At 68.6% G+C, this 24726-nt stretch carries 26 protein-coding genes and 1 pseudogene; 5 read left to right on the top strand and 22 right to left on the bottom strand.

The features are described from left to right. Window positions 1-4: 4 nt before the first annotated feature. From BTZ20_RS10470 to BTZ20_RS10375, 22 genes and pseudogenes are all read right to left on the bottom strand, one after another. Window positions 5-493 (bottom strand): hypothetical protein, encoded by a 489-nt coding sequence (locus tag BTZ20_RS10470; RefSeq protein ID WP_077041311.1) that lies wholly within the window; start codon window positions 491-493, stop codon window positions 5-7. Beyond that, window positions 490-1068 carry a hypothetical protein gene (locus BTZ20_RS10465; RefSeq protein ID WP_145982268.1) on the bottom strand — a complete coding sequence of 193 codons (579 nt, stop codon included), beginning with the start codon at window positions 1066-1068 and terminating at the stop codon, window positions 490-492. Before BTZ20_RS10465 ends, BTZ20_RS10470 begins: the two co-directional genes overlap by 4 nt. Beyond that, complete coding sequence (locus tag BTZ20_RS10460) at window positions 1035-2348, bottom strand: MCE family protein (RefSeq protein ID WP_077041310.1); 1314 nt, start codon at window positions 2346-2348, stop codon at window positions 1035-1037. Before BTZ20_RS10460 ends, BTZ20_RS10465 begins: the two co-directional genes overlap by 34 nt. Continuing rightward, window positions 2345-2524 carry a hypothetical protein gene (locus BTZ20_RS27205; RefSeq protein ID WP_189636627.1) on the bottom strand — a complete coding sequence of 60 codons (180 nt, stop codon included), beginning with the start codon at window positions 2522-2524 and terminating at the stop codon, window positions 2345-2347. Before BTZ20_RS27205 ends, BTZ20_RS10460 begins: the two co-directional genes overlap by 4 nt. Then, on the bottom strand, window positions 2491-3036 hold the full coding sequence (locus BTZ20_RS27200; RefSeq protein WP_189636626.1) for an MCE family protein: 546 nt from the start codon (window positions 3034-3036) through the stop codon (window positions 2491-2493). Before BTZ20_RS27200 ends, BTZ20_RS27205 begins: the two co-directional genes overlap by 34 nt. Then, the gene (locus BTZ20_RS27195) at window positions 3009-3449 is read right to left on the bottom strand and encodes an MlaD family protein (RefSeq protein ID WP_189636625.1); all 441 of its coding nucleotides are present in this window, start codon (window positions 3447-3449) and stop codon (window positions 3009-3011) included. Before BTZ20_RS27195 ends, BTZ20_RS27200 begins: the two co-directional genes overlap by 28 nt. Further along, complete coding sequence (locus tag BTZ20_RS10450; protein ID WP_077041309.1) at window positions 3446-4705, bottom strand: MCE family protein; 1260 nt, start codon at window positions 4703-4705, stop codon at window positions 3446-3448. Before BTZ20_RS10450 ends, BTZ20_RS27195 begins: the two co-directional genes overlap by 4 nt. Continuing rightward, window positions 4705-5727, bottom strand: coding sequence for an MCE family protein (locus tag BTZ20_RS10445; RefSeq protein ID WP_077043614.1), 1023 nt, complete (start codon window positions 5725-5727; stop codon window positions 4705-4707). The genes BTZ20_RS10450 and BTZ20_RS10445 overlap by 1 nt, the downstream gene beginning before the upstream one ends. Further along, on the bottom strand, window positions 5724-6746 hold the full coding sequence (locus BTZ20_RS10440; protein ID WP_077041308.1) for an MCE family protein: 1023 nt from the start codon (window positions 6744-6746) through the stop codon (window positions 5724-5726). Before BTZ20_RS10440 ends, BTZ20_RS10445 begins: the two co-directional genes overlap by 4 nt. Beyond that, the gene (locus tag BTZ20_RS10435) at window positions 6743-7912 is read right to left on the bottom strand and encodes an MCE family protein (RefSeq protein ID WP_077041307.1); all 1170 of its coding nucleotides are present in this window, start codon (window positions 7910-7912) and stop codon (window positions 6743-6745) included. The genes BTZ20_RS10440 and BTZ20_RS10435 overlap by 4 nt, the downstream gene beginning before the upstream one ends. 7 nt (window positions 7913-7919) lie before the next feature. Beyond that, window positions 7920-8771, bottom strand: coding sequence for an MlaE family ABC transporter permease (locus BTZ20_RS10430; protein WP_077041306.1), 852 nt, complete (start codon window positions 8769-8771; stop codon window positions 7920-7922). A 4-nt stretch (window positions 8772-8775) separates the two neighbouring features. Beyond that, window positions 8776-9516, bottom strand: coding sequence for an MlaE family ABC transporter permease (locus tag BTZ20_RS10425; protein WP_037175188.1), 741 nt, complete (start codon window positions 9514-9516; stop codon window positions 8776-8778). A gap of 56 nt (window positions 9517-9572) precedes the next feature. Next, a pseudogene (locus BTZ20_RS10420) lies at window positions 9573-10842 on the bottom strand (cytochrome P450). A gap of 21 nt (window positions 10843-10863) precedes the next feature. Beyond that, window positions 10864-12492 (bottom strand): acyl-CoA synthetase, encoded by a 1629-nt coding sequence (locus tag BTZ20_RS10415; RefSeq protein ID WP_077041305.1) that lies wholly within the window; start codon window positions 12490-12492, stop codon window positions 10864-10866. 24 nt (window positions 12493-12516) lie between these two features. Beyond that, window positions 12517-13776 carry a hypothetical protein gene (locus BTZ20_RS10410; RefSeq protein ID WP_077041304.1) on the bottom strand — a complete coding sequence of 420 codons (1260 nt, stop codon included), beginning with the start codon at window positions 13774-13776 and terminating at the stop codon, window positions 12517-12519. Then, window positions 13770-14321, bottom strand: coding sequence for a hypothetical protein (locus BTZ20_RS10405; protein WP_077041303.1), 552 nt, complete (start codon window positions 14319-14321; stop codon window positions 13770-13772). The genes BTZ20_RS10410 and BTZ20_RS10405 overlap by 7 nt, the downstream gene beginning before the upstream one ends. Then, window positions 14321-14527, bottom strand: coding sequence for a ferredoxin (locus BTZ20_RS10400; RefSeq protein ID WP_077041302.1), 207 nt, complete (start codon window positions 14525-14527; stop codon window positions 14321-14323). Before BTZ20_RS10400 ends, BTZ20_RS10405 begins: the two co-directional genes overlap by 1 nt. Continuing rightward, window positions 14524-15879, bottom strand: coding sequence for a cytochrome P450 (locus tag BTZ20_RS10395; protein WP_077041301.1), 1356 nt, complete (start codon window positions 15877-15879; stop codon window positions 14524-14526). Before BTZ20_RS10395 ends, BTZ20_RS10400 begins: the two co-directional genes overlap by 4 nt. After that, the gene (locus BTZ20_RS10390; RefSeq protein WP_077041300.1) at window positions 15876-16694 is read right to left on the bottom strand and encodes an SDR family oxidoreductase; all 819 of its coding nucleotides are present in this window, start codon (window positions 16692-16694) and stop codon (window positions 15876-15878) included. Before BTZ20_RS10390 ends, BTZ20_RS10395 begins: the two co-directional genes overlap by 4 nt. After that, complete coding sequence (locus BTZ20_RS10385) at window positions 16694-17899, bottom strand: cytochrome P450 (RefSeq protein WP_077041299.1); 1206 nt, start codon at window positions 17897-17899, stop codon at window positions 16694-16696. Before BTZ20_RS10385 ends, BTZ20_RS10390 begins: the two co-directional genes overlap by 1 nt. Continuing rightward, window positions 17896-18483: a TetR/AcrR family transcriptional regulator gene (locus BTZ20_RS10380; protein ID WP_077041298.1), complete on the bottom strand. Its 588-nt coding sequence runs from the start codon at window positions 18481-18483 to the stop codon at window positions 17896-17898. Before BTZ20_RS10380 ends, BTZ20_RS10385 begins: the two co-directional genes overlap by 4 nt. Before the next feature lie 77 nt (window positions 18484-18560). After that, complete coding sequence (locus BTZ20_RS10375) at window positions 18561-19418, bottom strand: mycofactocin-coupled SDR family oxidoreductase (protein WP_077041297.1); 858 nt, start codon at window positions 19416-19418, stop codon at window positions 18561-18563. A gap of 115 nt (window positions 19419-19533) precedes the next feature. Between BTZ20_RS10375 and BTZ20_RS10370 the strand changes: the two genes are divergently transcribed. The 5 genes from BTZ20_RS10370 to BTZ20_RS10350 are packed head-to-tail and all read left to right on the top strand — an operon-like array spanning window position 19534 to window position 24658. Next, window positions 19534-21006: an aldehyde dehydrogenase gene (locus tag BTZ20_RS10370; RefSeq protein WP_077041296.1), complete on the top strand. Its 1473-nt coding sequence runs from the start codon at window positions 19534-19536 to the stop codon at window positions 21004-21006. Window positions 21007-21048: 42 nt separating this feature from the next. Continuing rightward, the gene (locus tag BTZ20_RS10365; protein ID WP_077041295.1) at window positions 21049-21798 is read left to right on the top strand and encodes an SDR family oxidoreductase; all 750 of its coding nucleotides are present in this window, start codon (window positions 21049-21051) and stop codon (window positions 21796-21798) included. After that, the gene (locus tag BTZ20_RS10360) at window positions 21795-22694 is read left to right on the top strand and encodes an NAD(P)-dependent oxidoreductase (protein ID WP_077041294.1); all 900 of its coding nucleotides are present in this window, start codon (window positions 21795-21797) and stop codon (window positions 22692-22694) included. The genes BTZ20_RS10365 and BTZ20_RS10360 overlap by 4 nt, the downstream gene beginning before the upstream one ends. After that, window positions 22691-23131, top strand: a complete 441-nt coding sequence (locus BTZ20_RS10355; RefSeq protein ID WP_077041293.1) for a carboxymuconolactone decarboxylase family protein — start codon at window positions 22691-22693, stop codon at window positions 23129-23131. Before BTZ20_RS10360 ends, BTZ20_RS10355 begins: the two co-directional genes overlap by 4 nt. 57 nt (window positions 23132-23188) lie before the next feature. Next, window positions 23189-24658, top strand: a complete 1470-nt coding sequence (locus tag BTZ20_RS10350; RefSeq protein WP_077041292.1) for an FAD-dependent oxidoreductase — start codon at window positions 23189-23191, stop codon at window positions 24656-24658. Window positions 24659-24726: the final 68 nt, after the last annotated feature.

The raw sequence follows: 24726 nt of genomic DNA, 5'->3' as shown, positions 1-24726 counted from the left end.
CCGATCAGATCGGGGTCATCTCCGCGATCAACCACTCGTCGCCGATGCGCTCCATCGTCACGATCACCCGACTCGACGTCGAGGTCGGCGCGGGCGATCGCGTGCTGGTGGTGATCTGGTCGACGAAGGCGAGCAGTCGCGCACGATCCGCGGACCCGCCGAGATAGCCGGTCTCCGCGATCCGCGCCCTGGTGCTGATCCCCTCACTCTTCGACTTCGGGGCGACGGTGTTCGCCGCGAAGTCGCGGAACCCCTCCGCGAACGTCCCGGTGGCGCCGCGCGCCGCCTCGTCGAGGTCGGCATCCACCGTCGCGGGGTCGTAGCTCAGCAGCGCCTCGATTCGCTCCGGTGCCACGGCCAGCGCCTCGCCGCGGGCCGACTCCTGCTGCGCCGTCGTCCGGTTGGTCCACATCAGCGCCGCGGTCACGAGCAGCGATGCGAGGAGCACCAGAACTGCCCCGCCGGCCGCGACCCGCCGCGTCCGCCCGCTCACGGCACGAACTCCACACCCGACATCAGCAGCCGACCCTCGACCTCGTCGATCATCACCCGGAGCCGGTAGCTGCGCGGTGTCGCGGTCGGACTGTCGGCGTTGCCGACCTGTGCCGATGCCGCCACGATCACCACGCCCGATTCTCCCGACTCGCTCACCAGCGCGGCCGAGTCGATCCGCCCGTCCGAGTTCACCGCCGCGTCCCGGATCGACGCCGCGAGTCCGTCGGAGCTGTCACCGAGCTCCTGCGCGAACGCACCGGTGCTCCGCTCTCGCAGTTGCGCCAGGTCGTCTTCCGTGGTGCCGGTGTGCACGTCGATCAGCGCCAACACCCCGTCGCCGGCAGCCTCGACCAGCGCCTGGCGGTGCGCCTCGCGCGAGCGATCGCCGAGGTAGGTGGTGGTCGCCACGACGGCGCAGGCCACCACTGCGATCGCCGCCCCGCCGGCCAACGCGGACAACAGGATTCGACGTCGTCCGGACGGCGATCGGGTGCCCTCATCCACAACGGGCGAGTCGGGGACCTCCGTGTCGGCCTCGGTCATGGCCGCGGTCCCGTCAGCAGCTGCTGCCATCCCGGTGCCCCCTCCGCGGGCGCCGCCGCGGGGGCGAGGTCGGTGTGCCGGGTTCCCGCTGCGCCCGTGGACAGCTCGTCCGGCGCATTGGTCCCGCTCGGGACGAACGGCTCGGGGCTGCGGCAGATCTGGGGATTCGGCGCCCGCTTGCCCGGCACCTCCGTGCACGGGATGTTCCGGGATCCGCGCACCGCGAAGATCGAGTCCTGCGGCACCTTGCAGTACAGATCCGGGGGTGTGTCGGGGACGCTCGTCTGGTTGGGATCACGACGCTCCGAGGCGGGCAGGTACCCGGTCGAGCAGGCCGCCGGATCCTGGGCCTCCAGGTGGAAGTTGACGTTGGCGGCTCCATCGGCCTGACCGCGCTGCACCACCGTCTCCTGGGCCGCGATGAGCGGCGGGAGGATCACCAGGACCTGCTCGAGGGACGCGTTGTACGTCACCGCGACCTGCTCGGTGCTGGTGAGATTCGCGAGCAGCAGCGGCAGGGTCGGGCGCAGGTCCTGGAAAAGCGCGTCGGCCTCGTCGGCGAACCCCGGGCCCTTGTCGAGGATGCCGCGCACCGACCCGTCTGCGGTCGCCAACTCGCCGCTCAGGTGCGCCACATTCGTGGTCCACTGCCGGATCTGATCACCGGTCACCACCTGGGTCTCGAGCAGCGGGGCGAGCTGCTGCACCAGTGTGGTCGCGGGAGTGGTCGCCTCCGACGCCTGGTCGATGAACGAAGTGGTCGAGTCCAGCAACCGCGCGAGGTCCGGAGCCCGGCCCGCGAAGGCGGCCGCGGATTCGTCGATCACCGCGCGCAACTTGTCCCTCGGAACCGACGCCAGCATCGCCTTCGCCTGGTCGAGAACCGGACCGATCTCCTGCGGCACCGTCACCTGCTCGGCCTCGATGACATCGCCATCGGCAAGGAACGGCCCCTCGGTGCCGGTCGGCTGCAGGTCCACGTACTGCTCACCGATCGCCGACACGCTGCGCACCGCGACCGTGAGATCGCTGCTGGGCACCGGCACCGCGCTCTCCAGCGTCAGCTCGGCGCGCACACTGTCCGGATCCAGTCGCACCTCCCGCACACGGCCCACGGTGTCACCGCGGTAGGTGACGTTCGCGTTGCGGTACAGGCCACCGGCATTCGGCAATTCCACGGTCACCGTGTAGCGGCCGATACCGAGCGCCGTCGGGACCCTCAGGTAGGAGACCGCTGCCGCGGTCATGCCGATCACCGCGATGACCGCGAAGATCGTCAACTGCGTGCGGACCATGCGTGTCAGGATCATCGACCGCTCCCGTCCTGGCCTGCCGCGGCCGTGAGCGGCGCGGTCATCGGGTTGGTGGGCTTGCCACCGGACACGGACGGCGGCGGACCGAACGGCGTGCCGAAGCCGAGGCCGGTCCGCAACCGATCCGAGGTCAGGTCCATCAGCGCCCACAGATTCGTGTAGTCGCCTCGCATGCCCTGGTCGATCGCCGTCTGGGGAACGGGAAGGTGCTGAGGTTGCCCAGATTGTTGATCAGGTCCGGCCCCGCCTCGACGACCTTGGCCAGGGTCGGCTCCAGTGCCGCGAGATCCGCCTTGAGATCGTCGCGGCTCCTGTTCACGAGGTCGGTCCCCACGTCGCCGAACCTCCCGACCGCGTCGAGGGCGGCCGTCAGGTCGGCGCGCTGCGCGGCCAGCACCGCCATCGCCGGGTCCAGGGTCTCCAGCGCCTGACCGAGAACCTCACGCTGAGAGCTGATCTCGCCCGCGAACAGCTCCAGGTTCGCCATCGTGGTCACCATCGCCTCCCGCTGCCGGTCCAGGATCTCGGTGAGCGAGTCCAGCTGCGGCAGCAGGTCCCGCACCGCATCCTGCCTGCCGTCGAGCGCCTTGTTCAGTTCGGTGGTGATGGTCTGCACCTGCGCGAGCCCGCCACCGTTGAGGACGACGGACAGCGCGGTCAGCGCCTCCTCGGTGGTCGGGTACACCCCGCCGAGGCCAGCGGGATCACGGACCCCTCGTCGAGCCTGCCCTCCGGTGCGACATCGGTCGGCGGCGCCAGCGCGATGTGTTTGGAGCCGAGCAGGCTGGTCTGACCGATCTTCGCGGTCGCGTTGGCCGGGAGTTGCACCGAGTCCTCCAGCGACACGGTCACTCTCGCGTGCCAGTTCTGCGTCTCGATGGAGCTGATGCTGCCGACCGTGACGTCATCGACGAGCACCGGGGAGTTCGGGCTGATCGTGGTGACGTCGGGCATCTCGATCACCACGGTGTAGCTGCCCTCGCCCCTGCCTGCCGCGCCGGGCAGGGCCACCGAGTTCAGCCCACTCCACTGGCAGCCGGACAGCAGCGTCGCGGCGGCCACCACCGCGCCGCCGATCCCCCACGCGCGCTTCGTCATCGGGTCGACCTCCCTGGTGTCATCAGATCGGCCAGGTTCGGCGGCACCGGAACCGTCGGCATGGTCAGTGCAGGCATCGACGTGGCGGACGCCGCCGGCTTCAGTTGCGGCTCGCTGTACACCAACTGGTCCGGGGTGGCGCCGAGCGCCCGAGTCGGATTGATGCTCAGGTCCGGATAGTTGGCCCGGACGGTGTTCAGCAGCGGACCGAGATACTGGGCGCACAGTTCCGCACCCTGCTCCGAGGTCTCGTTCGCCAGACCGGCGATGCCGCCGCAGATCAGGTCGATAGGGTTGCCGATGTTCTGGAAGGCGGGCACGCCGACCATCGCGCCCTGCGCCGGGCGGTAGACGTTGTAGTAGTTCGACAGTGCGGTCGGCCCCAGGTGCAGCACCTTCTCGAGGCCGTCCTTCTTGTCGACCAGCACCTGCGACACGTCCGCGAGTGTGCGCACCTGCTCGGTCAGCCCGGCCCGGTTCTGCGCGACGAAACGCTGCACGTCGGCGATCGCGGTGTCCAGCTGTGCCAGCGCGGGCGCCAATTGTGTTCGACTGTCGGCCAGTACCCCCGTCACCGTCGCGAGTCGGCCCTGGAACTGCACGATCTGCTCGTTGCTTGCGGCCAGCGCGGTGGTGAACGCCTGCAGACCGCGGATCGTGCCGAACAGGTCACCGCCGCTGCCCGCGAGGGTGCTCATCGCCCGCGACAGCTCCACAACGGACTCCCCCAGCGCGACGCCGTTGCCCTGCAACGCGGTTCCCGCCCCGTCGAGCAGGTTCGCCGCGGGGCCGGGGTCGTCCCCGTTCGGACCCAACGCCTCCGCCGCCCGGCCCAGTTCCTGCTTGACCCGGTCCCACTCGACCGGGACGGCGGTGCGATCGAGTCCGATCTCGGCGCCGTCGGCCAGGGCCGGTGTCGACTCCTCTGTGACCGCCGGGGTCAGCTGGACGAACCGCGCGGAGACGAGGGACTGCGCCACGATCACCGCCTTCGCGTCGGCAGCCACGGGCACCGAGCGATCCAGTTCGAGTCGCACCCGCATCCGGTCGCCATCCGGGTCGATGCCGGTCACCTTGCCGACGTCGACCCCGACCACGCGCACGTCGTCGCCGACGTACAGGCCGGTGACGGAGGTGAAGTAGGCGGTCACCCGGTAGTGCCGGAAATGGTCCACCGCAAGGTAACCGGACACCACGACCGCGGCTGCCAGTGCGAGGCCCACCCCGCCAACAACCATCCTGCGCCAGGTGATCATCAGCGGACCTCCGGAATCGGCAGCGGCGCGGGCGGCAGCCCGAACATCGCATTGATCAGCGGCTGGTTGTACTGGGCGGGCAACAGGTTCTGGATGTACGCGTAGTAGAACGGGCCGCTGGCCACGGTGTCGCCGAGAGTGCCGACATAGGTTCCCAACCCGTCGATGCCCTGCGCCAGGTTGTCCCGGTTCTTCTGCAGGATCCCCACCACGGTGTTGAGCTCGTCGAGGACCGGGCTCAACTGCGCCTCGTTGTCATGCACCAGCCCGCTCAACTCTGTCGAGACCGCGGAGACGTTCGTGATCACCTCCGACAGGGCGCCCTGGCGACTGACGAGCTCTCCGAGCAGCGTATTGCCGTCCACGAGCAGGGAATTCACCTGCGGACCACGCTCGGCGAGCAGCCCGGCCACGTTGTTCGCGTCGGCGAGCAGCGCCCGCAGGGTCTCGTCACGGCTGCTGATGCTGGTGGAGATCCGGCTGACGCCGTCGAGGGCGGGTCGCAGGTTCGGGGCGCTGTCCGCCATCACCTTCCCCACCTCGTCCAGCGAGGCCGACAACTGGTCGAGGTCGATGTCCTCCACGGTCGTGGTCAGGTCCCCCAGGACATCCGGCAAGGAGTACGCCGACCGGGTGCGTTCGAGGGATATCTGCCCGCCCACCGGCATCCGGCCGTCGTCCGCCAGGTCGAGGGTGACCGCCCGCTTGCCGAGCAGCGACATGGTGGTGATGGCGGCGGCGGTGCTCTCCCCCATGCCGATCGATCCGTCGAGGGTGAAGCTCACCACGGCTCGCCCGCCCTCGACACCGATCTCCTCGACGGTGCCGATCTTCACTCCCGCGGCGTTGACCTCGTCGCCGACGGCCAGCCCGCTGGCATCGTCGAACACCGCGCTGTACCCCACCCCGGACTTCAGGAACTGAAGGTCCTGGTACTGCAGCGCGGTCAGCACGACCGCCGCGGTGACGGCGAGGCCGATCACCCCGACGCGCACCGCGTTGCTCTCCACCATGTTCCTCATCGCGGCGCACACCTCCCGGTCTTCTGGTCGACCAGGTCGACCGTGATCGGCCTGCCGTCGGCACCGTCGACCTTCATCGCGATTCCGCACAGGTAGAAGTTGAAGAACGAACCGTAGGCGCCGACCCGGATGAGCTGTCGGTAGTTCGCGGGCATCGATTCCACGATCCGGTTCAGCTCGCCCTGCTGCTCGATCAGTGGATCCAGGCTCGTGTTCAGCTCGGTCAGGGTGCCCGCGATGTTCGGCCGGGTGTCGGTCAGCAGGTCGGCGAAGGTACCGGTGGCGGTGTTCACGCTCGTCACGGCGGCGCCGATCAGTTGGCGGTCCGCGTCGAGGCCGCTGACCAGCTGCTGTAGGTGGTCCAGGGTGCCGCTGAACTGCCCACCGCGAGCACGTAGTTCGCTCAGCACCCCGTCGAGATTGTCGATCACGCGGCCGATCAGCTCGTCGCGGTCCGCCAGGGTGTTGGTCAGCGAGCCCGTGTGCGCGAGCACCGACGAGACGGTCCCCGACTGCCCCTGGAACACCTCCAGCAACGACATCGACAGCGCGTTCACCTGCTCCGGGTCGAGTGCCTGGAACAGGGGCTTGAAGCCGCCGAGCAACGCGTCGAGATCCAGTGCGGGCGCGGTGCGTTCGACCGGGATGGTCGCGTCCTCGACGAGCGGCTCGGCGGTGCCGGGGCTGTCGAGCAACTCGAGGTACCGGTTGCCGACCAGGTCCTGGTATCGCACCGCGGCTCTGGTCGCGACGGTCACCGTGTTACCGGCGTCGACGGTGAATTCCACCTGTGCCCGCCGGTTCTCGCCGAGCTCGACCGCGCTGACGGCACCAACCGGCACCCCGGCGATCCGCACCTTGTCGCCGGGCTTGAGACCGGACACGCTGGTGAACTCGGCGCCGTACGAGTTCGCGCCGCCGCTACGCAACTGGCCGAACACGAGGATCAATCCCGCGTTCACCAGCAGCATCACCAGGACGAAGATCCCGAACTTGACGGTGTACCCGCGCACTTTCATCGGACCGCCGTTCCGAACAGGTAGGTCATCAGGTTCGCTGTCGCACCGCTCGGCAGGCCGCCATTCGGCTGACGCTCGGGGGCAAAGGGATTCACTCCGATATCGGTGACCAGGAAGGGTGCGTTGACGTTCGGGTCACGCAGTGGCAGCCCCATGCAATGCGGGCCGCCGGTCGCCGCGACCTTGGGCAGGTCGTCGGGGTAGTGGTAGGGCTCGGTGCCTGCGATCAGGCCGATCGACATCTTGATCCCCGGCTGGCCGTTGTACGCGCCGTCACCGATCTTCTTGCTCTCCTGCAGTCCGGTGAACATGCAGGGGATCACCGGCGAGTACTCCTCGAGGAGCACCGCGGTGGGACGCAGCAGCGAGACCACGTCGACGGCTGCGTTGCTGTTCTGCGTCAACACCTCGTCCCCCGTGTTCGCTAGCCCGGTCACCTCGAGCAGCAACAGGTCAAGGTCCGCCTGTCGGTCCACCACGGTGTTCCCGGTGGTGGTCAGCGCGCCGAGCGAACGCATCAGATCCGGGGCCACCGCGGCATAGGTGTCGGACACGGGCGGCAGCTCGGTCAGCACCTGGTCGAGCGCGCCGTGGGCCGCCCCGAACTCCGCCAGCGACGAGTCCGCCTGTCCGAGTGCGACACCGAGCCGATCACCACGGCCCTGCAGTGCACTCGAGAGGGCGGCAAGCGTGGCGTCCAGCTTCTCGGGCTGGACGGTGCGCAGCACCTCGGTCAGGTTCTCGAAGACCGTGTTCATCTCCACCGTCACGTGTGAGGCGTCGATGGTCGAACCCGCGGCGAGCCGCTCCGCGCTCGGCTGCTCGGGCGCGGACATGCTGACGAACTTGGCTCCGAACGCCGTGTTCGACGTGACCTGCACGTCGACGTTCGCCGGGATCGCATCGAGCGCATCGGGATCGATCAGCAGTGACAGGAGCGCGGTGGACTCGCCGGACTGGGTGATCGAATCGACGGTGCCGACGGTGACCCCCGCCATCTTGACCCTGGCGCCCGGATCCATCACCAGGCCCGCGCGCTGGGCGACCACGGTCACCGGAACCCGGTCGGAGAAGGACTGATCGAACATCGCCACGGCCAGTGCGACGACGCCCCCGATCGCGGTCACCAGCGCGAGTGCGGCCAGCTTGTACCCGTTCCTGCGCATCTGCCCCCTAACCCGACAGGTTGAAGTTGCCGGACCCGCCGTAGATGGCGAGTGAGACGAGCAGGGTCACCGCGACCACACAGATCAGCGACAGCCGGACCGCGCGGCCGACCGCGGTGCCGACCCCGGAGGGCCCACCCGTCGCGTGGTAGCCGTAATAGGTGTGGATCAGCATGACCAGCATCGCCATCACGAGGACCTGCACGAACGACCACATGACGTCGATCGGGTCGAGGAAGGTCGAGAAGTAGTGGTCGTAGAGCCCGGACGACTGGCCGAACAGCACCACGGTGGTGAACCGGCCCGCCAGGAACGAGGCGACCAGCGCCAGCGAGTACAGCGGCAGGATCGAGATCATGCCCGCCACCACCCGGGTACTGACCACATACGGAACGGAACTGATCGCCATCGATTCGAGCGCGTCGATCTCCTCGCTGATCCGCATCGCGCCTAGCTGCGCCGTCGAACCGGCGCCGATCGTGGCCGACAGCCCGATGCCGGCGATCACCGGCGCCGCGATCCGCACGTTGATGAAGGCGGAAAAGAACCCGGTCAGCGCCTCGACCCCGATATTACCCAGCGAGCTGAAACCCTGGATCGCGATCGTGCCACCGGAGGCAAGGGTGAGGAACCCGACGACGGCAACGGTCCCGCCGATCAGGGCCAATGCACCTGTGCCCATACTGATCTCGGCGATCAGCCGGAGCACCTCCTTGGGATGCTTACGCAGCGCCCACGGCACGTGCGCGAGCGCGCGGACGAAGAACACCGCCTGGCGGCCGATGTCGTCCACGGTTCGGGAAAGGCCTGCCGCCCGGTTGCGGGTACGGCCGAACTTGCCGGTCGTCGCCAATGCCATCGCGTCAGCCCGCCGTCAGCCGGATGCCCACCGCGGTGACGATGGTGTTGACCACGAAGAGCGCCATGAAGGCGTAGACCACGGTCTCGTTGACCGCCTCCCCCACGCCCTTGGGCCCACCGCGCACCGTCAGTCCCCGATAGCACGCGACCAGCCCCGCGAGCAGGCCGAACAGCGCCGCCTTCACCATCGAGATCGCCACCTCCGGCAGGCCGGTCAGCAGCGTGATCCCGTCCGCGAACGCGCCCGGATTGACGCCCTGCAGGAACACCGAGAACACGAACCCGCCCGCGATGCCGATCACGCAGACCAGCCCGTTGAGCAGCAGCGCGACCACCGTCGACGCCACCACCCGCGGGATCACCAGGCGGGTCACCGGATCGATGCCGAGCACCTCCATCGCATCGATCTCCTCGCGGATGGTGCGCGAGCCGAGATCGGCGCAGATCGCGGTGGCCCCTGCACCCGCGACGATCAGCACCGTCACCACCGGGCCCACCTGGGTGACCGCGCCGAGGGCGGCGCCCGCCCCGCTGAGGTCGGCCGCCCCGATCTCACGGAGCAGGATGTTGAGTGTGAAGCTGACCAGCACGGTGAACGGCACCGCGACCAGCACCGTCGGCACGATCGACACCCGCGCGATCATCCAGCTCTGTTCCAGGAACTCCTGGAGCTGGAAACGGGTGCGCACCAACCCGACCGCGACATCCGCCCCCATCCGGTAGAAGTGGCCGAGCTCGCGCATCGGCCCCTTCAGCGTCGTACTCGCCACGAGCCCTCCCTCGTCGTGTGCACGCCCTGTCAGTGCGCTACGGGACACCCGGACGCGCGGGGTCCGTAGTCGACCTCGAAGCTCGTGACCCCGTTGATCCATCCGGACTGCAGGCGGCGAGGGTCACCGAGCTTCGAGATGTCGGGCATGTGGTCTGCGATCTTGTTGAAGATCAAATCCAGTTCCATTCGGGCCAGGTTGGCCCCGATGCAGTAGTGCGGCCCGGTCCCCCGAAGGCGAGGTGCGGGTTCGGATCCCTGGTGATGTCGAAGGTGCGTGGGTTGTCGAACACGTCCTCGTCGAAATTCGCTGACCCGTACAGCAGTACCACTCGCTGTCCCGCCTTGATGGCGGTTCCACCGATTTCCGTGTCCACCAGCGCCGTTCGCTGCAGCGAGGTCAGCGGCGACGCCCAGCGGATTATCTCGTCCGCCGCGGTGCGGGGACGCTCACGTTTGTAGCGCTCCCACTGCTCGGGGTGCTCCATGAACGCCATCATGCCGAGCGTCGTCGCGTTTCGGGTCGTTTCGTTGCCTGCAACCGCGAGCATGATCACGAAGAAGCCGAACTGCTCGGGGTCAGGGCCTCCCCGTCGACATCGGCGTGCACCAGCGTGGAGATGATGTCCTCGAGCGGCTCCGTACGGCGCGCCTCCGCGAGCTGGTAGGCGTACCCGAGGATCTGCGCCGACGCCATCCGCGACGCGCCCTCGAGGGTCTCGTCGTCATACCCGGTCATCTGGTTGGACCACTCGAAGAGCTGCTTCCTGGCGTCCTCCGGCACCCCGAGCAGTTCCGAGATCGCCTGCATCGGGAGTTCACTGGCAACCTCGGAGACGAAGTCCCCGCTCCGGTTCGCCACCGCGGTGCGGGCGATGAGGTCCGCGCGCTCGTCCAGGGCGGCCCGCATCGACTCGACCGCGCGCGGGGTGAACAGCCGCGAGACCGGTTTGCGCAGCTGGGTGTGCTCGGGCGCGTCCTTGTTGATCAGGACGTGCTTGGTCACCTCCAGCTCCTCGGCGGAGATGTCGTCCTGGTGCCGCGGGATCGACCCGTTCGCGTGGTTCGAGAAGTGCTCGGGTCGGCGCGAGATCTCGCGCACGTCGGCGTGCCGCGAGACCACCCAGCAGCCGCCGTCGTGGAAGCCGCCGGTGCCCGGTTCCTGCTCGTTCCACCACACCGGGGCGCAGCGGCGCAGTTGCGCGAACTCGGCGAGCGGCACGCGGTCGCCGTACAGCTTGGGATCGGTGACGTCGAAGCCCGTCGGGAGGTCGAGCGCCGGGACGTGCAGATCGGTCATGGCAGGCCTTTCGGGGCGGGGTCAGTCGATTCGGTGATCGGGCGCGCGGCCGGCGGCGTGGTCGCGGGCCCAGCGGTAGTCCGGCTTGCCGCTCGGCGTCCGCTCGACCTCGTCGGCGATCCAGAACGATCGCGGGATCTTGTACCCGGCGAGGTGGCTGCGGGCGTGCTTCTCGAGGCTCTCGAAGTCGGGCGCACCGTCGCGGGGGCACAGCACCGTGGCCACCCGATTTCCCCAGCGCTCGTCGGGCACCCCGATCACGATGGCGTCGTATACGTCCGGATGGGCCTTGACGATCGCCTCGACCTCCTCGGCGAACACCTTCTCGCCGCCGGTGTTGATCACCATGTTGCCGCGACCGAGCAGCGTGACCGACCCGTCGTCCTCGATGCGCGCTCTATCCCCGGTGACCACGGCAGGCGCCCCGTCGATCTCCCGGAAGATCTCCGCCGATTTGACGGGGTCGTTGTAGTAGCCGAGGGGGACGTAGCCGAGCTTCGCCAGCCATCCCTCCCCGCCGGATCCCGGTGCGAGCACCCGATTCTCGTCGTCGACCACCACGGTGTGCCTGTGCGATCCCACCTTCGGGCCGCCATGCTGCTCGAACCCCTTCGTGGCGAATCCGATACCACCGAAGCCGGTTTCGGAGGAACCCACCGAGTCCGAGATCATCAGGTTCGGGATGGCCTCGAAGAACGCATCCTTGACGGACGCGGAGAACAGCGCCGCACCCGAGGCGACCACGGCCAGGCTCGACGTGTCCGCCTGGACGTTCCGGTATGCCTCCACCAGCGGCCGACCCATCGCGTCGCCGGTGATGACCATCGCCGTCGGCCGGTGCCGGGCGACCAGGTCCCAGGTGCGTTCGGCATCGAACTTCGCGTCGTAGACCACCGCGTTGCCCGCCAGCAGCGCGGTGAACGTCGGCATCAGCGCCGAGGTGTGGATCAGCGGCGGCAGGATCAGCATCCGGATCTGCTCGCCAGCGGCCCCGGTGCGGGACTGCTGGTACTCGTCGGCGATCGGTTCCCCTGTGAAGAAGTCGAGGCCGCCGCCGAGGACCCGCCACATGTCCTCCTGTCGCCACACCACCCCCTTCGGCCTGCCGGTGGTGCCGCCGGTGTACAGGATGTAGACGTCGTCGCCGCTGCGCTCGTCGAAGCCGCGGGCCGGGGACTCGGCGGCGAGCGCTTCCTCGTATCGGACCGCGCCATGAACGAGCACCGGGGCGTCGACGGCGGCCGGTTCCAGCACGTCCGGCACCTCGACGAAATGCCGGATCCGCGGCATCGAGGGCGCGACCTCCGCGACCCGCTCGCCGAACCCGCGGTGATAGACCACCGCATCCAGATCGGCGTCGTCGTAGAGGTAAGCCAATTCGTCGGCCGTGTAACGATAGTTGACGGTCAGCGGCACCGCCCGGATCTTGAAGGCGGCCAGCACCGCCTCCATGGTCTCGATCGAGTTGTGCATCTGGATACCGATGTGCGCCCCCGCGCCGAACCCCACGGACTCGAGATGGTGGGCGAGGCGGTTCGCGCGCTCGTCCAACTCCCGGTAGGTCACCTGCCCGTCGCCCGCGATCACGGCGACGCGGTCGCCCATGGCGTCGACGGCGTGCTCGAACAGGTCAGCGAACGTATATGCCATGCGAGTCCTTCCAGCGTTGGGCGCTCAGATCACCGTGAGCGGCAAGGGGATTCCACGATCTGCGAACACGAACCCGGCCCCGGTACTGACCCGGGTGATGGCGACCTCGACACACTCAGGCGCGGGTTCGTCCTCGGTCACCACCTCGACGAGGAGCGCGTCGACGTCCTCCGAGAGCAATCGGACGGTGAATCGGGGGTCGACCCCGCGCACCAGCGCCTGCAGCGGCTCGAGGTGGTCGCCGACGATCAGGGCTGGCCAGCCTCCGTCGGCGTCCGCAGCTCCGCCGCGACCGAGCTGCAGCTCCAGCCGCCCGCCCCCGAGCCGGATATCGCTGTCCACGTACTGCTTCGGGTTCAGCAGCGGATGCACCGACATCACCTCGGCAAGGCCGGCCAGGTCATGCGGCAGCCCGAGCGCATCGCGGATCCGCTGCGCGGCCACGCCCGCGATCCCGGTGAGTTGCTTGCGCGTGATCTCGAGCGCCTTGTCCTCCTCCGCCCGCTTGCGGACCGCGAGCAGGAACCCGAGCGCGAGCAGATGGTGTTGCAGGCAGACCTCCTCCGCGATCCGCACCAGGGCCGAGTGCGAGAAGTCCGCGAACCGGACGTCGGAGAGCAACGGGCCCGAATAGTCGTGCGCGCCCTCCCCCGTGCGGTCGATGGGGCTCAGCTCCACCGTGTTGGCCTCGGTGCGGCCGATCTGCTCGGTGTGCGTAGTCATCTGGGGCGGCGCGTGCGACGGGTCGATGACCACCGTCCACGCGCAGTGCGGCCCACGGTCCGCCGGGCGGCGCGGCGGGCGGTGGATGGGCCGCACCTGTGCGTGCGGGTTGGTGGCCAGCGCAGTCGCATCGAAGGTCGGGTCCTCGATGTCGTGGCACATGGTCTTCACGTACTCGTCACCGAGCGGCTCGACGTCCATCAGGGCGCCGCAGTGATCGAGCCAGAACTCGCCGTGCGCGGGATCGTCGACCCGGTACCGAAAGTCCATGAACTGGGGCGGTGCCCCGATGTCGAGCTGTAGTCCCTTGAAGATCGTGACCACGTCGTCGCCCTCGTATCCCAGCGCCTTCTGCATCCGGCGCGTGTACCAGGGGCTCGACGCCTGCCACTCCTCGATCGCGACGGCCGCCATGCCCTCGCGCCCGAACTCCACGATCAGGTGCGCCATTCCCGAGCGATCGATCAGCTGCCCACACAGCAGCAGCTCGGGCACCAATGTCGCGAGTTCGGCCCGCGACAGCGCCGCGAACGAATCGCTGACCGCCACCCCGCTCACCACAGTGGAACCGGGGCGCCGCCGGCCGGGTACCAGCCGGGGAGCTTCTCCCCGGAGACCGACCGCTGGATGCGCGCGTTCATTCCGTCCGAGAGCGCGCCGTCGGTGATCATCTCCAGGAACAGCGCCGAGACGTTGCCGAAGTCGAAGAAGTCACGCTGCCAGGACCACTGGAAGTCTCCGCCGTAGCGGAACCAGCTGCCACCGATGCCGTGGACGGAATAGTTGCTGCCGTCGGCGCGGGTGGCGTCGGCGATCTGCTTCCACAGGCCGATGACGTTGCCACTGCGCTCGTCGACAACGAATTCCTGATAGGGGTACTGCCAGCCCTCGAGGCCGAACATCTCCTGGCCGAGCGCGATGTCGCGGATCTCGTCGCGGCCGACGGCCATGAAGTCCTGTTGCGGGCCGTAGTTCCAGCCGTAGGTCGCGTCCTCGGTGTACATCTGCGCCAACGGCTTCCAGTCGCCTGCGGCCTCGCAACGCTTGTTCTCCTCGACCCATCGCGACACCATCTCGTCGAGCTCCGCACGATCGAACTGGGACATCACTGGTCTCCTTCGGATTCGGTCATTCTCAGCGCGCGGGTCGGACAGAACTTCACCGCGTTCTCCACACTCGCGCGCAGGGACTCGGGAGGGTCGGAATCGAGGATCTGCACGGTCCCGTGCTTGGGTACGGAGAAGACCTCGGGCGCCTCCATCTCGCACGCGGCGTGCCCCTGGCACAGGTCCGCGTCGACCTCGATCCTCATTCGACTCGCCGCCTGCGATACAGGACCCGACACGGTTGCTCGAGCTGGACCACCATCTTGCTGTGGTCGTTCCGATACGACTCCGACGGCTGCGCCATCTCGAACTCGAAGTCCCGCAACAGGATCGAGAAGATCGCCTTCAGCTGCATCTGCGCGAACGCGGCCCCGACGCAGCGGTGCCTGCCCGCCCCGAACGGGATCCAGGTCCACCGGTTGACGATGTCCTCCTGGTTCGGATCGATGTAGCGACCCGGGTCGAAGTCGTCCGGGCGCGGGAAGTCCTCGGGGATCCGGTTGGAGATCGCCGGGGTCGCCGCGACCAGGTTGCCCTTCTCGATCCGGAACCCACCGACCTCGAAGTCGTCGCGCGCCAGCCGCAGCAGGATGATCAGCGGCGGGTGCAGTCGCAGGGTCTCCTTGACCACCGCCTCCAGCACCGGGATCTGCCGCAGCGCGTGAAAGCTGATGTCCGCGCCGTCCGAGTACAGCTCGTCGAGCTCGCCGACCACCTGTTTCATGGCGTCCGGGTGCCGGAGCAGTTCGATCAGGCTCCAGGCCGCGGTGCCGGAGGTGGTGTGGTGGCCCGCGAACATCATCGAGATGAAGATTCCGGTGATCTCGTCGGCGCTGAACCGCTCCGCACCGGACTCGTCCTTGATCGAGACCAGCACGTCGAGCATGTCCCGGTCGTCCTTGCCCTGCGGCGGGTTCGCGATCCGTCCGGTCATGATCTCCTGCACGAGCGCCACGAGCGCCAGCCGCGCCTCGTCGCGGCGCCGGAAGCTTTCGATCGGCGCGTACGGGTCGACGAATGCGATTGCGTCCGTGCCCTGTTCGAGCTCGTGGTAGAGCTTGGCGAACCGATCGTCGAGCTGATCGCGGAACTTCTTGCCGATCAGGCAGGCCGAGGAGGTGTAGATGGTCAGCTCGGCGAAGAAGTCGAGCAGGTCGATCTCCCCCTCGTCTCCCCATCCCGCGACCATCGCCTCCACCTCGGCACCGATCGTCGCGGCGTGACCCTTCATCTGCTCACCGCGCAGTGCCTGGTTGTGCAGCATCTCCTTGCGCCGCTCCGGGCTGGCGTCGAACACCACACCCGCCCCGAAGATCGGCTTCATGAACGGGTACGCGGCCTGCTGGTCGAGGTCCTCGTCCGACGAGCGGAAGAAGAACTCGTTGGCCTCGGCCCCGGAGAGCAGCACCACCTCGCGGTCGGCGAGCCGGAAGGTCCCGACATCGCCGCACTCCTCGCGCACGCGGCGCATCAACGCGATCGGATCGGTGCGCAGTTCCTCGAGGTGGCCGTGCTCGTGCTCGCCGCCGGATACGCGTTGGGGATCTTGCAGACTCATCGCTTCGCCTCCTTCGGGTCGGGGTGGTTCTCGGTGGCGGGAGCGCTCAGCGGCGCCTCCGGCTGGACCTCGACCAGCACCAGGTGCGCGCCGCGCGGCGCCGACACCACCGCGACGACGGCGTTCGCGATGTCGGAGGCGCGCAGGAAGTAGCCGTGCCGGGCGAAGCCCCAGGTCTTCCAGGATTCGGCGAGCGGGCCGATGACCTCAGGGGTGGAATCCATCCCCATCCCGGTGAGCGTCGGCCCCGGCCTGACAATGGAGGCACGAATTCCGGTGCCCTCGAGCTCCATTCGCATCTGCCGCCCCATCGCCTCGAGACCCGCCTTGGCCGCGTCGTAGGCACCCATCAGCGGCCGTGGACGGTCCGCGCAGTCGGATCCGATCAGCACGAAGTCGCCGCGGCGCCGCTCGCGCATGCCGGGCAGGATCCGGTGCGCCAGCCGCTGCGCACCGACCAGGTGCACCTCGACCTGCTTGAGGAATCGCTCCGGCTCCATCTGGTCGGCCGCACCGAACTCGAGGTCGCCGGCGCCGGAGAGCACGATCTCCGTCGGCCCCAAGGCATCCTCCGCGGCCGTGACGAACTCGTCGACCGAGGCGGCGTCGGTGACGTCGAGGAAGTACGCGAACGCCTCGCCGCCGCCCTGCCTGATCTTCTCCGCGATCGCCTCGCACTCCGCGACCCGCCTGGCTCCCAGCGCCACCGGGTGGCCGAGCTCGGCGAGCGCATAGGCGGTGGCGGTGCCGATCCCCGAGGAGGCGCCGGAGATCACCGCGGGTCTGCGCTCCGGGTTCGGTTCGAATCGTGGCATCAGTTCACCTGCACCTTCACCGGCAGGGCCGCGAAGCCCCTGACGTTCGTCGAATGGACGCGCTCGATCCCGGACTCGTCCACCTCGAAGTCGCACACCTTCCTGGCGAACTCCGCAAGCGCGATGTTGGCCTCGAGCCTGGCCAGGTGGGCTCCGAGGCAGAAGTGCACGCCGCCACCGAAACTCGCCAGCTTGTTGGTCGAGTTCCGCCCGATCTGGAACTCGTCGGCCTCCTCGAACACGTCGGAGTCCCGGTTGGCGGAGCCGATCAGGAGCAGCATCTTCTCCCCCGCGGGCACGGTCTGGCCGTAGTACTCGAGATCCACCGCCGTTGTGCGGGCGATGATCTGGCTCGAGGTGTCGTAGCGCAGCGTCTCCTCCACCCAGTCCGGTGTCCGGTCCGGGTCGGCGAGCACCGGCGCAACCTGGCCGGGATGACGTGAGCCCCAGTACAGCGCGTTCCCCAGCAGCTTGGTGGTGGTCTCGTTGCCCGCCACCACCATCAGGAACATGAACCCGAGGATCTCCTCGTCGCTGAGCCGGTCCCCGTCGATCTCGGCCTCGAGGAGCGCGGAGGTGAGGTCCTCCGTCGCCGACCGCCTGCGCTCCGCGATCATGTCCCGGTAGTAGCCCATCAGGGCGATCGAGGACTCCACCGCGGCCTGCGGGACGTCCTGAACCCCGTCCTCCCGGTGCACCACCAGGTCCGCCATCCGTCGCAGTTCAGCGCGATCCGGCTCCGGCACCCCCATCAGCTCGGAGATCACGTCCATCGGCAGCCTGCCTGCCACCTCGGCGATCCAGTCGAACTCTCCCGCCGCCAGCGCCGGCTCCAGGTACTGATCGGTCAGCTCCAGGATCCGACCCTCGAGCTCGGCCACCCTGCGGGGCGTGAACCCACGAGAGACCAACTGCCGCAACCGCATATGCCGCGGGTCGTCCATCGCGAGGAAGGACATCACCAGATGCGCGTGCGGTCCGTAGGCGGCCGGATCGAGCGAGACGCCGTTGGCACTCGAGAGCCGGCGATTGTCCTTGAAGGCGTCGGCGACGTCGCCGTGCCGCGAGAGCGCCCAGAACCCGATCGCCGGATTGTGATAGATCGGTGACTCCTCACGCAGCCGCTTGTACGTGGGGTACGGATCGTCGTGGAAGTCGTAGTCGTACGGATTGAAGACCACCGGGGTGATCAGGGCTTCGGTCATCGTGGCTCCAGGATCAGTCTGGCGGAGGCCTCTAGTCGCTGCGCGAGTTGCGGGTAGGACCCGTATCCCATCCCGGCGCGCAGGAGAGCTCCCGCGTAGAGAAGTTCGAGGGTTTCGAGCAGTTCTGGGTCGTGCCCCGGGCCGAGGGCCTGCCCGAGCCGGTTGTGGATCTCGAATCCGATCCGGCCGCGTAGGTGCTCGACGTCCGGATCGGCGCCGAGCAGGGCGCCGGTCACCGCGTCGGACACCTCCGGCTCGTCGGCCAGCAGCAGTGCGATCCCGCGCAGCACCGACAGCACCCGTTCCGTGCGGTCCAGGCCGGTGCCGTCCGGAACCTCGGAGGCCTCGAGCCGTCGCCAGAAGACCTCGGCGACGAGATGTTCCTTCGACGAGAAGTAGGTGTACGCGGTCGCCGGGCCGACGCCTGCCCGCGCGGCCACCGCACGCACGGTCAGCCCACCGAACTCCTGCTCGCGCAACACCTCGACGGCGGCACCGGTCAGTCGCTCGACGGTGTCGGCCTGCTTCTCGGTCAACCGTCTGCGGGTCGACTCGAAACTACGACTGGACACATGTCTGGACATTACTACGGTCTCCCGTCCGGCGGTACCCGTTTTCGCGCTCGATTTCGCCTTTCGCGGCCGGTCAGCGAGTCGATCGCCTAGAGCCCGATCTTCATTCCGGCCCCGCCGTCGACACGCAGTTGCTGACCGGTCACGTACCGCGATTCGTCCGAGGCCAGGTACACCACCGCGTGCGAGATGTCCGCGGGCTCGACCCACGGAATCGGCATGGCCTGCATGAACGGAAAGGTCAGCGCCGCGTCCTCAGCGGTGGGGTTCTCGAGGTCGGGCCGGAACGTCTTGTACATCGGCGCACTCTGCAACATGTCGGTGTTCACGTTCGTCGGATGGATCGCGTTGACCCTGATCGAACTCGGCCCCAACGTCAGCGCCAGCGCGTTCGTATAGGCCTGGATCAGCTTCTTGGCCAGCCCGTACCCGTCACCGCCCGGACCCTGCAGCGCCTGCTGGCCGTTGAACCCGGTCTGCGGCACCAGGCCGGCGACCGAACCGATCGCGATGATCGAGCCACCCTCGCCGAGGTACTCCATCGCCGCGTGCACGGTGTTCACCACGCCGACGAAGTTCACATCGAAGGCGTCCACGAAGCCCGCGTTGGGAACGTGCTTGCCCAGCGGGCAGATTCCCGCGTTGGCCACCACGACATCGAGGCCCCCCAGCTCGCCGACGGCCTCGGCCAGCGACGCCTCGACGGCCGCCCGGTCGCGGACGTCGACGCGGGCCGTGAACGCCCTGCGGCCGGTCTTCTCGACCAGCCGTGCCGTCTCCTCCAGATCGGCCTCGGTGGCGAGCGGGTATTCGTTGCTCGCGATGTCCGCACAGAGGTCGAACGCGATGATGTCCGCGCCCTCTTCGGCGAGGTGGACCGCGTGACTGCGGCCCTGCCCGCGTGCTGCGCCGGTCACGAACACGACCTTGCCTGCGACTCGATTCATCGGATTACTCCCTGCAATCAATGGAACGTTCGACGTTCTTCTGCCTGAAAGCATTGCGAGGCACCTCTGTGCGAACTATAGTCCAGACACCTGTCCAGATGTGGAGGAATTGAGCATGACGCTTCGCCCGACCGACAGTTCGGCCCTGCTGATCGACGGAAAGCTCGTCCCCGGTTCCGGCGGCACCTTCGAGGTGCTCAACCCCGCAACAGAGGAGGTGCTCGGATCGGCGGCCGAGGCCACCGCCGCCGACATGGACGCCGCGATCGCGGCCGCCCGCCGCGCGTTCGATCAGGGCACCTGGTCCCGCGATCACGCGTTCCGCGCCCGGTGCCTGCGCCAACTGTGCGACGCCTTGCAGTCACACATCGAGGAGTTGCGCGAGGTGACCATCGCCGAGGTCGGTGCGCCCGCGATGCTGACAAGCGGACCGCAGCTCGAGGGCCCCATCGCAGACCTGCGCTACTGGGCCGATCTGGCCGAGAACTACTCGTGGGAACAGGATCTCGGGTCCGCGACGCCGATGGGGATCCCCACCGCCCGCCGGGTTCTCAAGGAGGCCGTCGGTGTCGTCGGCGCGATCACCCCGTGGAACTTCCCGCACCAGATCAACTTCGCCAAGCTCGGGCCCGCCCTTGCCGCGGGCAACACCGTGGTGCTCAAGCCGGCACCCGACACCCCGTGGTGTGCGGCGCTGGTCGGCAGGGTGATCGCCGAGGAGACCGAGATCCCTGCGGGCGTGGTCAACATCGTGACCTCCACCGACCACGCACTCGGCGCGCAGCTGTGCACCGACCCGCGCGTGGACCTGGTCTCGTTCACCGGGTCCACCGCGACCGGCCGCACGGTGATGGCCTCGGCGGCCGACAGCCTGAAGAAGGTGTTCCTCGAGCTCGGCGGCAAGTCCGCGTTCATCGTGCTCGACGACGCCGACCTCGCGAGCGCCTGTTCGGTCGCGGCCTTCTCGGTCTGCGTGCACGCGGGGCAGGGCTGCGCGCTGACGACCCGGCTGCTCGTCCCACGCGCCCGCTACGACGAGGCGGTCGCGGCGACCGCCGCGACCATGTCCGGCATCCGCGCAGGCGACCCCAGCAAGCCAGGAACGGTATGCGGGCCACTGATCTCCGCGCGCCAACGCGAGCGGGTCGAGGGCTACCTGAAGCTGGCGGTCGAGGAGGGCGGCACCATCGTCACCGGCGGTGGCCGACCCGCCGACCGGGACCGCGGGTTCTTCGTCGAGCCGACCCTGATCGCCGGGGTGGACAACTCCGCGCGGGTCGCCCAGGAGGAGATCTTCGGCCCGGTCCTGGTGATCCTCCCGCACGACGGCGACGAGGACGCCGTCCGGATCGCCAACGACTCGCCGTACGGGCTGTCCGGCTCGGTGTGGGGTACCGACCCGGAACGGGTGAACCGCGTGGTCGCAGGTGTGCGCACCGGAACGCTCAGCGTCAACGGCGGGGTCTGGTACTCCGCGGACGCCCCGTTCGGTGGCTACAAGCAGTCCGGGATCGGCCGCGAGATGGGCGTGGCCGGCTTCGAGGAGTACCTGGAGACCAAACTCGTCGCCTCCCCCGCGACGACCTGATCCACAGCCTGCCGACGTACACCTACCGAGGAGAACAGACACATGGGACGTTTCGACGGACGCACCGCCATCGTCACCGGCGCGGCGCAGGGCATCGGCGAGAGCTACGCGCGAGCACTCGCGGCGGAGGGCGCCAACGTGGTGGTCGCCGACCTCAACCGTGAGCTCGGCGAGACCGTGGCCAAGCAGATCACCGCGGACGGGGGCTCCGCCGCCTTCAAGGAAGTCGATGTGGCGGACGGGGCATCGACGAAGGCGCTGGCGGACTTCACGATCGAGAGGTACGGCAGCATCGAGCACCTGGTCAACAACGCCGCGATCTACGGCGAGATGAAGATCGACTCGCTGCTCACGGTGGACTGGGACTACTACCGCAGGTTCATGAGCGTGAACATGGACGGCGCGCTGCAGGTCTGCAGGGCGGTCGTCCCGCACATGCGGGCCAATGGCGGCTCGATCGTCAACCAGTCCTCCACCGCGGCCTGGTTGTACTCGAACTACTACGGACTGGCGAAGGCGGGCGTCAACAGCCTCACCCAGCAGCTCGCCACCGAGCTCGGCTGGTCGAACATTCGCATCAATGCGATCGCGCCGGGCCCTATCGACACCGAGGCCACCCGCACCGTCACGCCCGGCAACATCGTCAAGGACATCGTCAGGCGAATCCCCCTGCAGCGCATGGGAACAACCGACGACCTGGTCGGAATGTGCCTGTTCCTGCTCTCCGACGAGGCGGGCTGGGTGACCGGGCAGATCTTCAATGTCGACGGCGGACAGGTGTTCCGGTCATGACGGGCACCGACACCGACATCACGGTCGGCTACATCGGCCTCGGCAACATGGGCGCGCCGATGGCCACCCGGTTGCTCGACTGGCCCGGCGGACTGGTCGTGTGCGACGCACGACCGGAGGTACTGACACCGTTCACGGACGCGGGTGCGACCGCGGCGGACACGCCCGCCGCGGTCGCCGCACAGGCCCAGGTGATCTCGGTGACCGTCCTCGACGACGCACAGGTACGGGACGTGGTCGACGGACCCGACGGGATCCTGTCCGCCGCCGAACCCGGCACGGTGATCGCGGTGCACTCGACGATCAGCGACCAGACGGCCACCGACCTCGCGCAGCGTTGCCGGGAACGGGGGGTCGACCTGGTCGATGCGCCCGTCAGCGGCGGAGCCCCTGGCGCCAAGCAGGGGCGTCTCGCGGTCATGGTCGGCGGGTCCGAGGAGGCATTCGCTGCGGTGAGCGGGCCGTTCGCATGCTGGGCCGAGTTGGTCGTCCACGCCGGTCCGGTCGGCGCGGGCACCCGGATGAAACTGGCACGCAACCTGCTCCACTTCGTCTCGTTCACCGCCGCGAGCGAGGCACAGCGCCTCGCCGAGGCCGCGGGCCTGGACATCCGCGAGCTCGGCAAGGTGGTCCGGCACACCGACGCCATCACCGGGGGCGCGGGCGCGATCATGTTGCGCGAGAACACCGCCCCGGTCGCCGAGGACGACTTCTGGCACCCGATCCTCTCGCACGTCCGCAACCTCGGCGAGAAGGACCTGTCCCTGGCACTCGACCTCGGCGAGCGGCTCGACATCGACCTGCCGCTCGCCCGGCGAGCCCTCACCGACCTCGGCCCCGGACTCGGGGTCGGGACCGGTGCCCAATCCGACGCTGTCACAAAGGAGCACGCATGACCGACGGAAACGGTGTCAGCGACGCCCGCGCGCGCGGGGTGGCGATGATGAACCAGGTCTACGGCTGGGAGATGCCCGCCGACATCCCCGGCGACTTCTTCGCGGTCACCGCCGACCATCTGTTCGCCGACATCTGGACCCGGCCCGGGCTGAGCCTGCGCGACCGGCGGCTGTTGCTGCTCGGCGCCATCACCGCGCAGGGTCAGGGCGACGTCGCGAAGATCCAGATCAACGCGGCACTGCACAACGAGGAACTGACCGAGGAACAGGTCGAGGAGGCGGCGATCTTCCTCTGCCACTACGTCGGCTGGCCGCTGGGTACCGGACTCAACAACGCCCTGATCGCCGTCAAGGCGGACCGCCGCAAGGCCGCACGCGCCGCGGCGAAGGCCGCGGAGGCCTCCGAGGCCGACTCCGCGGAAACCACCGCCGGTTGAGGCTCGGCCGGAAATACTGCACTCTAGGCAACAACTCTCGAGACAAGGATCACATTCATGGCCGAGGCCACTCCCATCCGTCCGCAGCCCGCTGACACCATCGAAACCTGGCACTACGAAGCCGACGTGGTCGTCGCCGGCTACGGGATCGCCGGAGTCAGCGCCGCGATCGAGGCCGCTCGCGCTGGCGCGGATGTCCTGGTGCTCGAGCGAACCAGCGGCTGGGGCGGCGCGGCGGCGCTGGCAGGCGGATTCATCTACCTCGGCGGCGGCACCCCGCTTCAGAAGGCGCTCGGCTTCGAGGACACGCCGGCCAACATGAAGGCCTTCATGATGGCGGCCCTCGGCCCCGGCGCCGACGAGGAGAAGATCACCGACTACTGCGAGGGCAGCGTCGAGCACTACAACTGGCTGGTGGACAACGGGGTTCCGTTCAAGGAGTCCTTCTACGGCCAGCCCGGCTGGGAGACCCCGTTCGACGACGGGCTGATGTACTCCGGCGGCGAGAACGCGGCGCCGTTCAACACCATCGCCACCCCGGCGCCGCGCGGGCACGTCCCGCAGATGGCGGACAAGCGCACCGGCGAGAAGGGCGGCGGCTACATGCTGATGAAGCCGCTGGTGGAGACGGCCGAGGAGCTCGGCGTCCGTGCCGAGTACGACATGCGGGTGCAGCGCCTGATCGTCGATGCGGACGGCCGGGTCGTGGGGATCGTCGCCAAGCAGTACGGCAAGGAGATCGCGGTCCGCGCCCGCACCGGCGTGGTGCTTGCCACCGGCAGCTTCGCCTACAACAAGGAGATGGTGCAGAACTACGCGCCGCGCCTGATCGGCAAGCCGGGCGCCTCGATCGAGGAGCACGACGGCAGGGCGATCCGGATGGCACAGGCCCTCGGCGCGGACCTGGCGCACATGGACGCGACCGAGGTCGCGTTCTTCGGCGACCCGCAGCTGATGGTCAGGGGCATCCTCGTCAACGGCCGCGGCCAGCGATACGTCAACGAGGACACGTACCCGGGCCGGATCGGCCAGGAGACGTTGCTGCGCAACGAGAACCAGGCCTACCTGATCATCGATGAAGACGCCTACGAGGAGGGCTGCGCGGGCGACAGCTCGACGCCGTTCTTCCGGTTCCAGCCGAAGTGGGTGGCGGAGACGGTCGAGGAGCTCGAGTCGGAGATGGGCCTGCCTGCCGGCACGCTGGTCTCGACCGTCGAGGTGTACAACCGGCACGCCGAGAACGGCGAGGATCCGGTGCTGGGCAAGAAGTCCGAATGGTGCAAGCCGATCGGCTCCCCCATCGCCGCGCTCGACCTGCGCAACTTCACCGCCGGATTCACCCTCGGCGGACTGCGCACCACGCTCAACTCGGAGGTGCTGCACGTGAGCGGCGAGCCGATCCCCGGCCTGTTCGCGGCCGGCCGCTGCACCTCCGGCGTCTGCGCGGGCGGCTACGCAAGCGGCACCTCGCTGGGCGACGGCAGCTTCTACGGTCGCCGCGCCGGAATCGCCGCAGCGAAGGGGTAGGCAGGCGGCTGCGCCGCCTGTGCGTGGTTGACGAGTGCAGGGACTCGTCAACCGCGCACAGGCGCGAA

The organism is Rhodococcus sp. MTM3W5.2 (assembly GCF_001984015.1).
Lineage (GTDB): Bacteria > Actinomycetota > Actinomycetes > Mycobacteriales > Mycobacteriaceae > Rhodococcus_G > Rhodococcus_G oryzae.
Note: the sequence above shows the minus strand (reverse complement) of the source record. Positions and strands in the feature narration are given on the sequence as shown.

Bases quoted from the DNA above. Each gene is read 5' to 3' on its own strand.
- BTZ20_RS10465 (WP_145982268.1), bottom strand. From the start codon at position 1,068: ATGGCAGCAGCTGCTGACGGGACCGCGGCCATGACCGAGGCCGACACG.
- BTZ20_RS10460 (WP_077041310.1), bottom strand. From the start codon at position 2,348: ATGATCCTGACACGCATGGTCCGCACGCAGTTGACGATCTTCGCGGTC.
- BTZ20_RS27205 (WP_189636627.1), bottom strand. From the start codon at position 2,524: ATGCGAGGCGACTACACGAATCTGTGGGCGCTGATGGACCTGACCTCG.
- BTZ20_RS27195 (WP_189636625.1), bottom strand. From the start codon at position 3,449: ATGACGAAGCGCGCGTGGGGGATCGGCGGCGCGGTGGTGGCCGCCGCG.
- BTZ20_RS10450 (WP_077041309.1), bottom strand. From the start codon at position 4,705: ATGATCACCTGGCGCAGGATGGTTGTTGGCGGGGTGGGCCTCGCACTG.
- BTZ20_RS10445 (WP_077043614.1), bottom strand. From the start codon at position 5,727: ATGAGGAACATGGTGGAGAGCAACGCGGTGCGCGTCGGGGTGATCGGC.
- BTZ20_RS10440 (WP_077041308.1), bottom strand. From the start codon at position 6,746: ATGAAAGTGCGCGGGTACACCGTCAAGTTCGGGATCTTCGTCCTGGTG.
- BTZ20_RS10435 (WP_077041307.1), bottom strand. From the start codon at position 7,912: ATGCGCAGGAACGGGTACAAGCTGGCCGCACTCGCGCTGGTGACCGCG.
- BTZ20_RS10430 (WP_077041306.1), bottom strand. From the start codon at position 8,771: ATGGCATTGGCGACGACCGGCAAGTTCGGCCGTACCCGCAACCGGGCG.
- BTZ20_RS10425 (WP_037175188.1), bottom strand. From the start codon at position 9,516: ATGCGCGAGCTCGGCCACTTCTACCGGATGGGGGCGGATGTCGCGGTC.
- BTZ20_RS10415 (WP_077041305.1), bottom strand. From the start codon at position 12,492: ATGGCATATACGTTCGCTGACCTGTTCGAGCACGCCGTCGACGCCATG.
- BTZ20_RS10405 (WP_077041303.1), bottom strand. From the start codon at position 14,321: ATGTCCCAGTTCGATCGTGCGGAGCTCGACGAGATGGTGTCGCGATGG.
- BTZ20_RS10400 (WP_077041302.1), bottom strand. From the start codon at position 14,527: ATGAGGATCGAGGTCGACGCGGACCTGTGCCAGGGGCACGCCGCGTGC.
- BTZ20_RS10395 (WP_077041301.1), bottom strand. From the start codon at position 15,879: ATGAGTCTGCAAGATCCCCAACGCGTATCCGGCGGCGAGCACGAGCAC.
- BTZ20_RS10390 (WP_077041300.1), bottom strand. From the start codon at position 16,694: ATGCCACGATTCGAACCGAACCCGGAGCGCAGACCCGCGGTGATCTCC.
- BTZ20_RS10385 (WP_077041299.1), bottom strand. From the start codon at position 17,899: ATGACCGAAGCCCTGATCACCCCGGTGGTCTTCAATCCGTACGACTAC.
- BTZ20_RS10380 (WP_077041298.1), bottom strand. From the start codon at position 18,483: ATGTCCAGACATGTGTCCAGTCGTAGTTTCGAGTCGACCCGCAGACGG.
- BTZ20_RS10375 (WP_077041297.1), bottom strand. From the start codon at position 19,418: ATGAATCGAGTCGCAGGCAAGGTCGTGTTCGTGACCGGCGCAGCACGC.
- BTZ20_RS10370 (WP_077041296.1), top strand. From the start codon at position 19,534: ATGACGCTTCGCCCGACCGACAGTTCGGCCCTGCTGATCGACGGAAAG.
- BTZ20_RS10365 (WP_077041295.1), top strand. From the start codon at position 21,049: ATGGGACGTTTCGACGGACGCACCGCCATCGTCACCGGCGCGGCGCAG.
- BTZ20_RS10360 (WP_077041294.1), top strand. From the start codon at position 21,795: ATGACGGGCACCGACACCGACATCACGGTCGGCTACATCGGCCTCGGC.
- BTZ20_RS10355 (WP_077041293.1), top strand. From the start codon at position 22,691: ATGACCGACGGAAACGGTGTCAGCGACGCCCGCGCGCGCGGGGTGGCG.
- BTZ20_RS10350 (WP_077041292.1), top strand. From the start codon at position 23,189: ATGGCCGAGGCCACTCCCATCCGTCCGCAGCCCGCTGACACCATCGAA.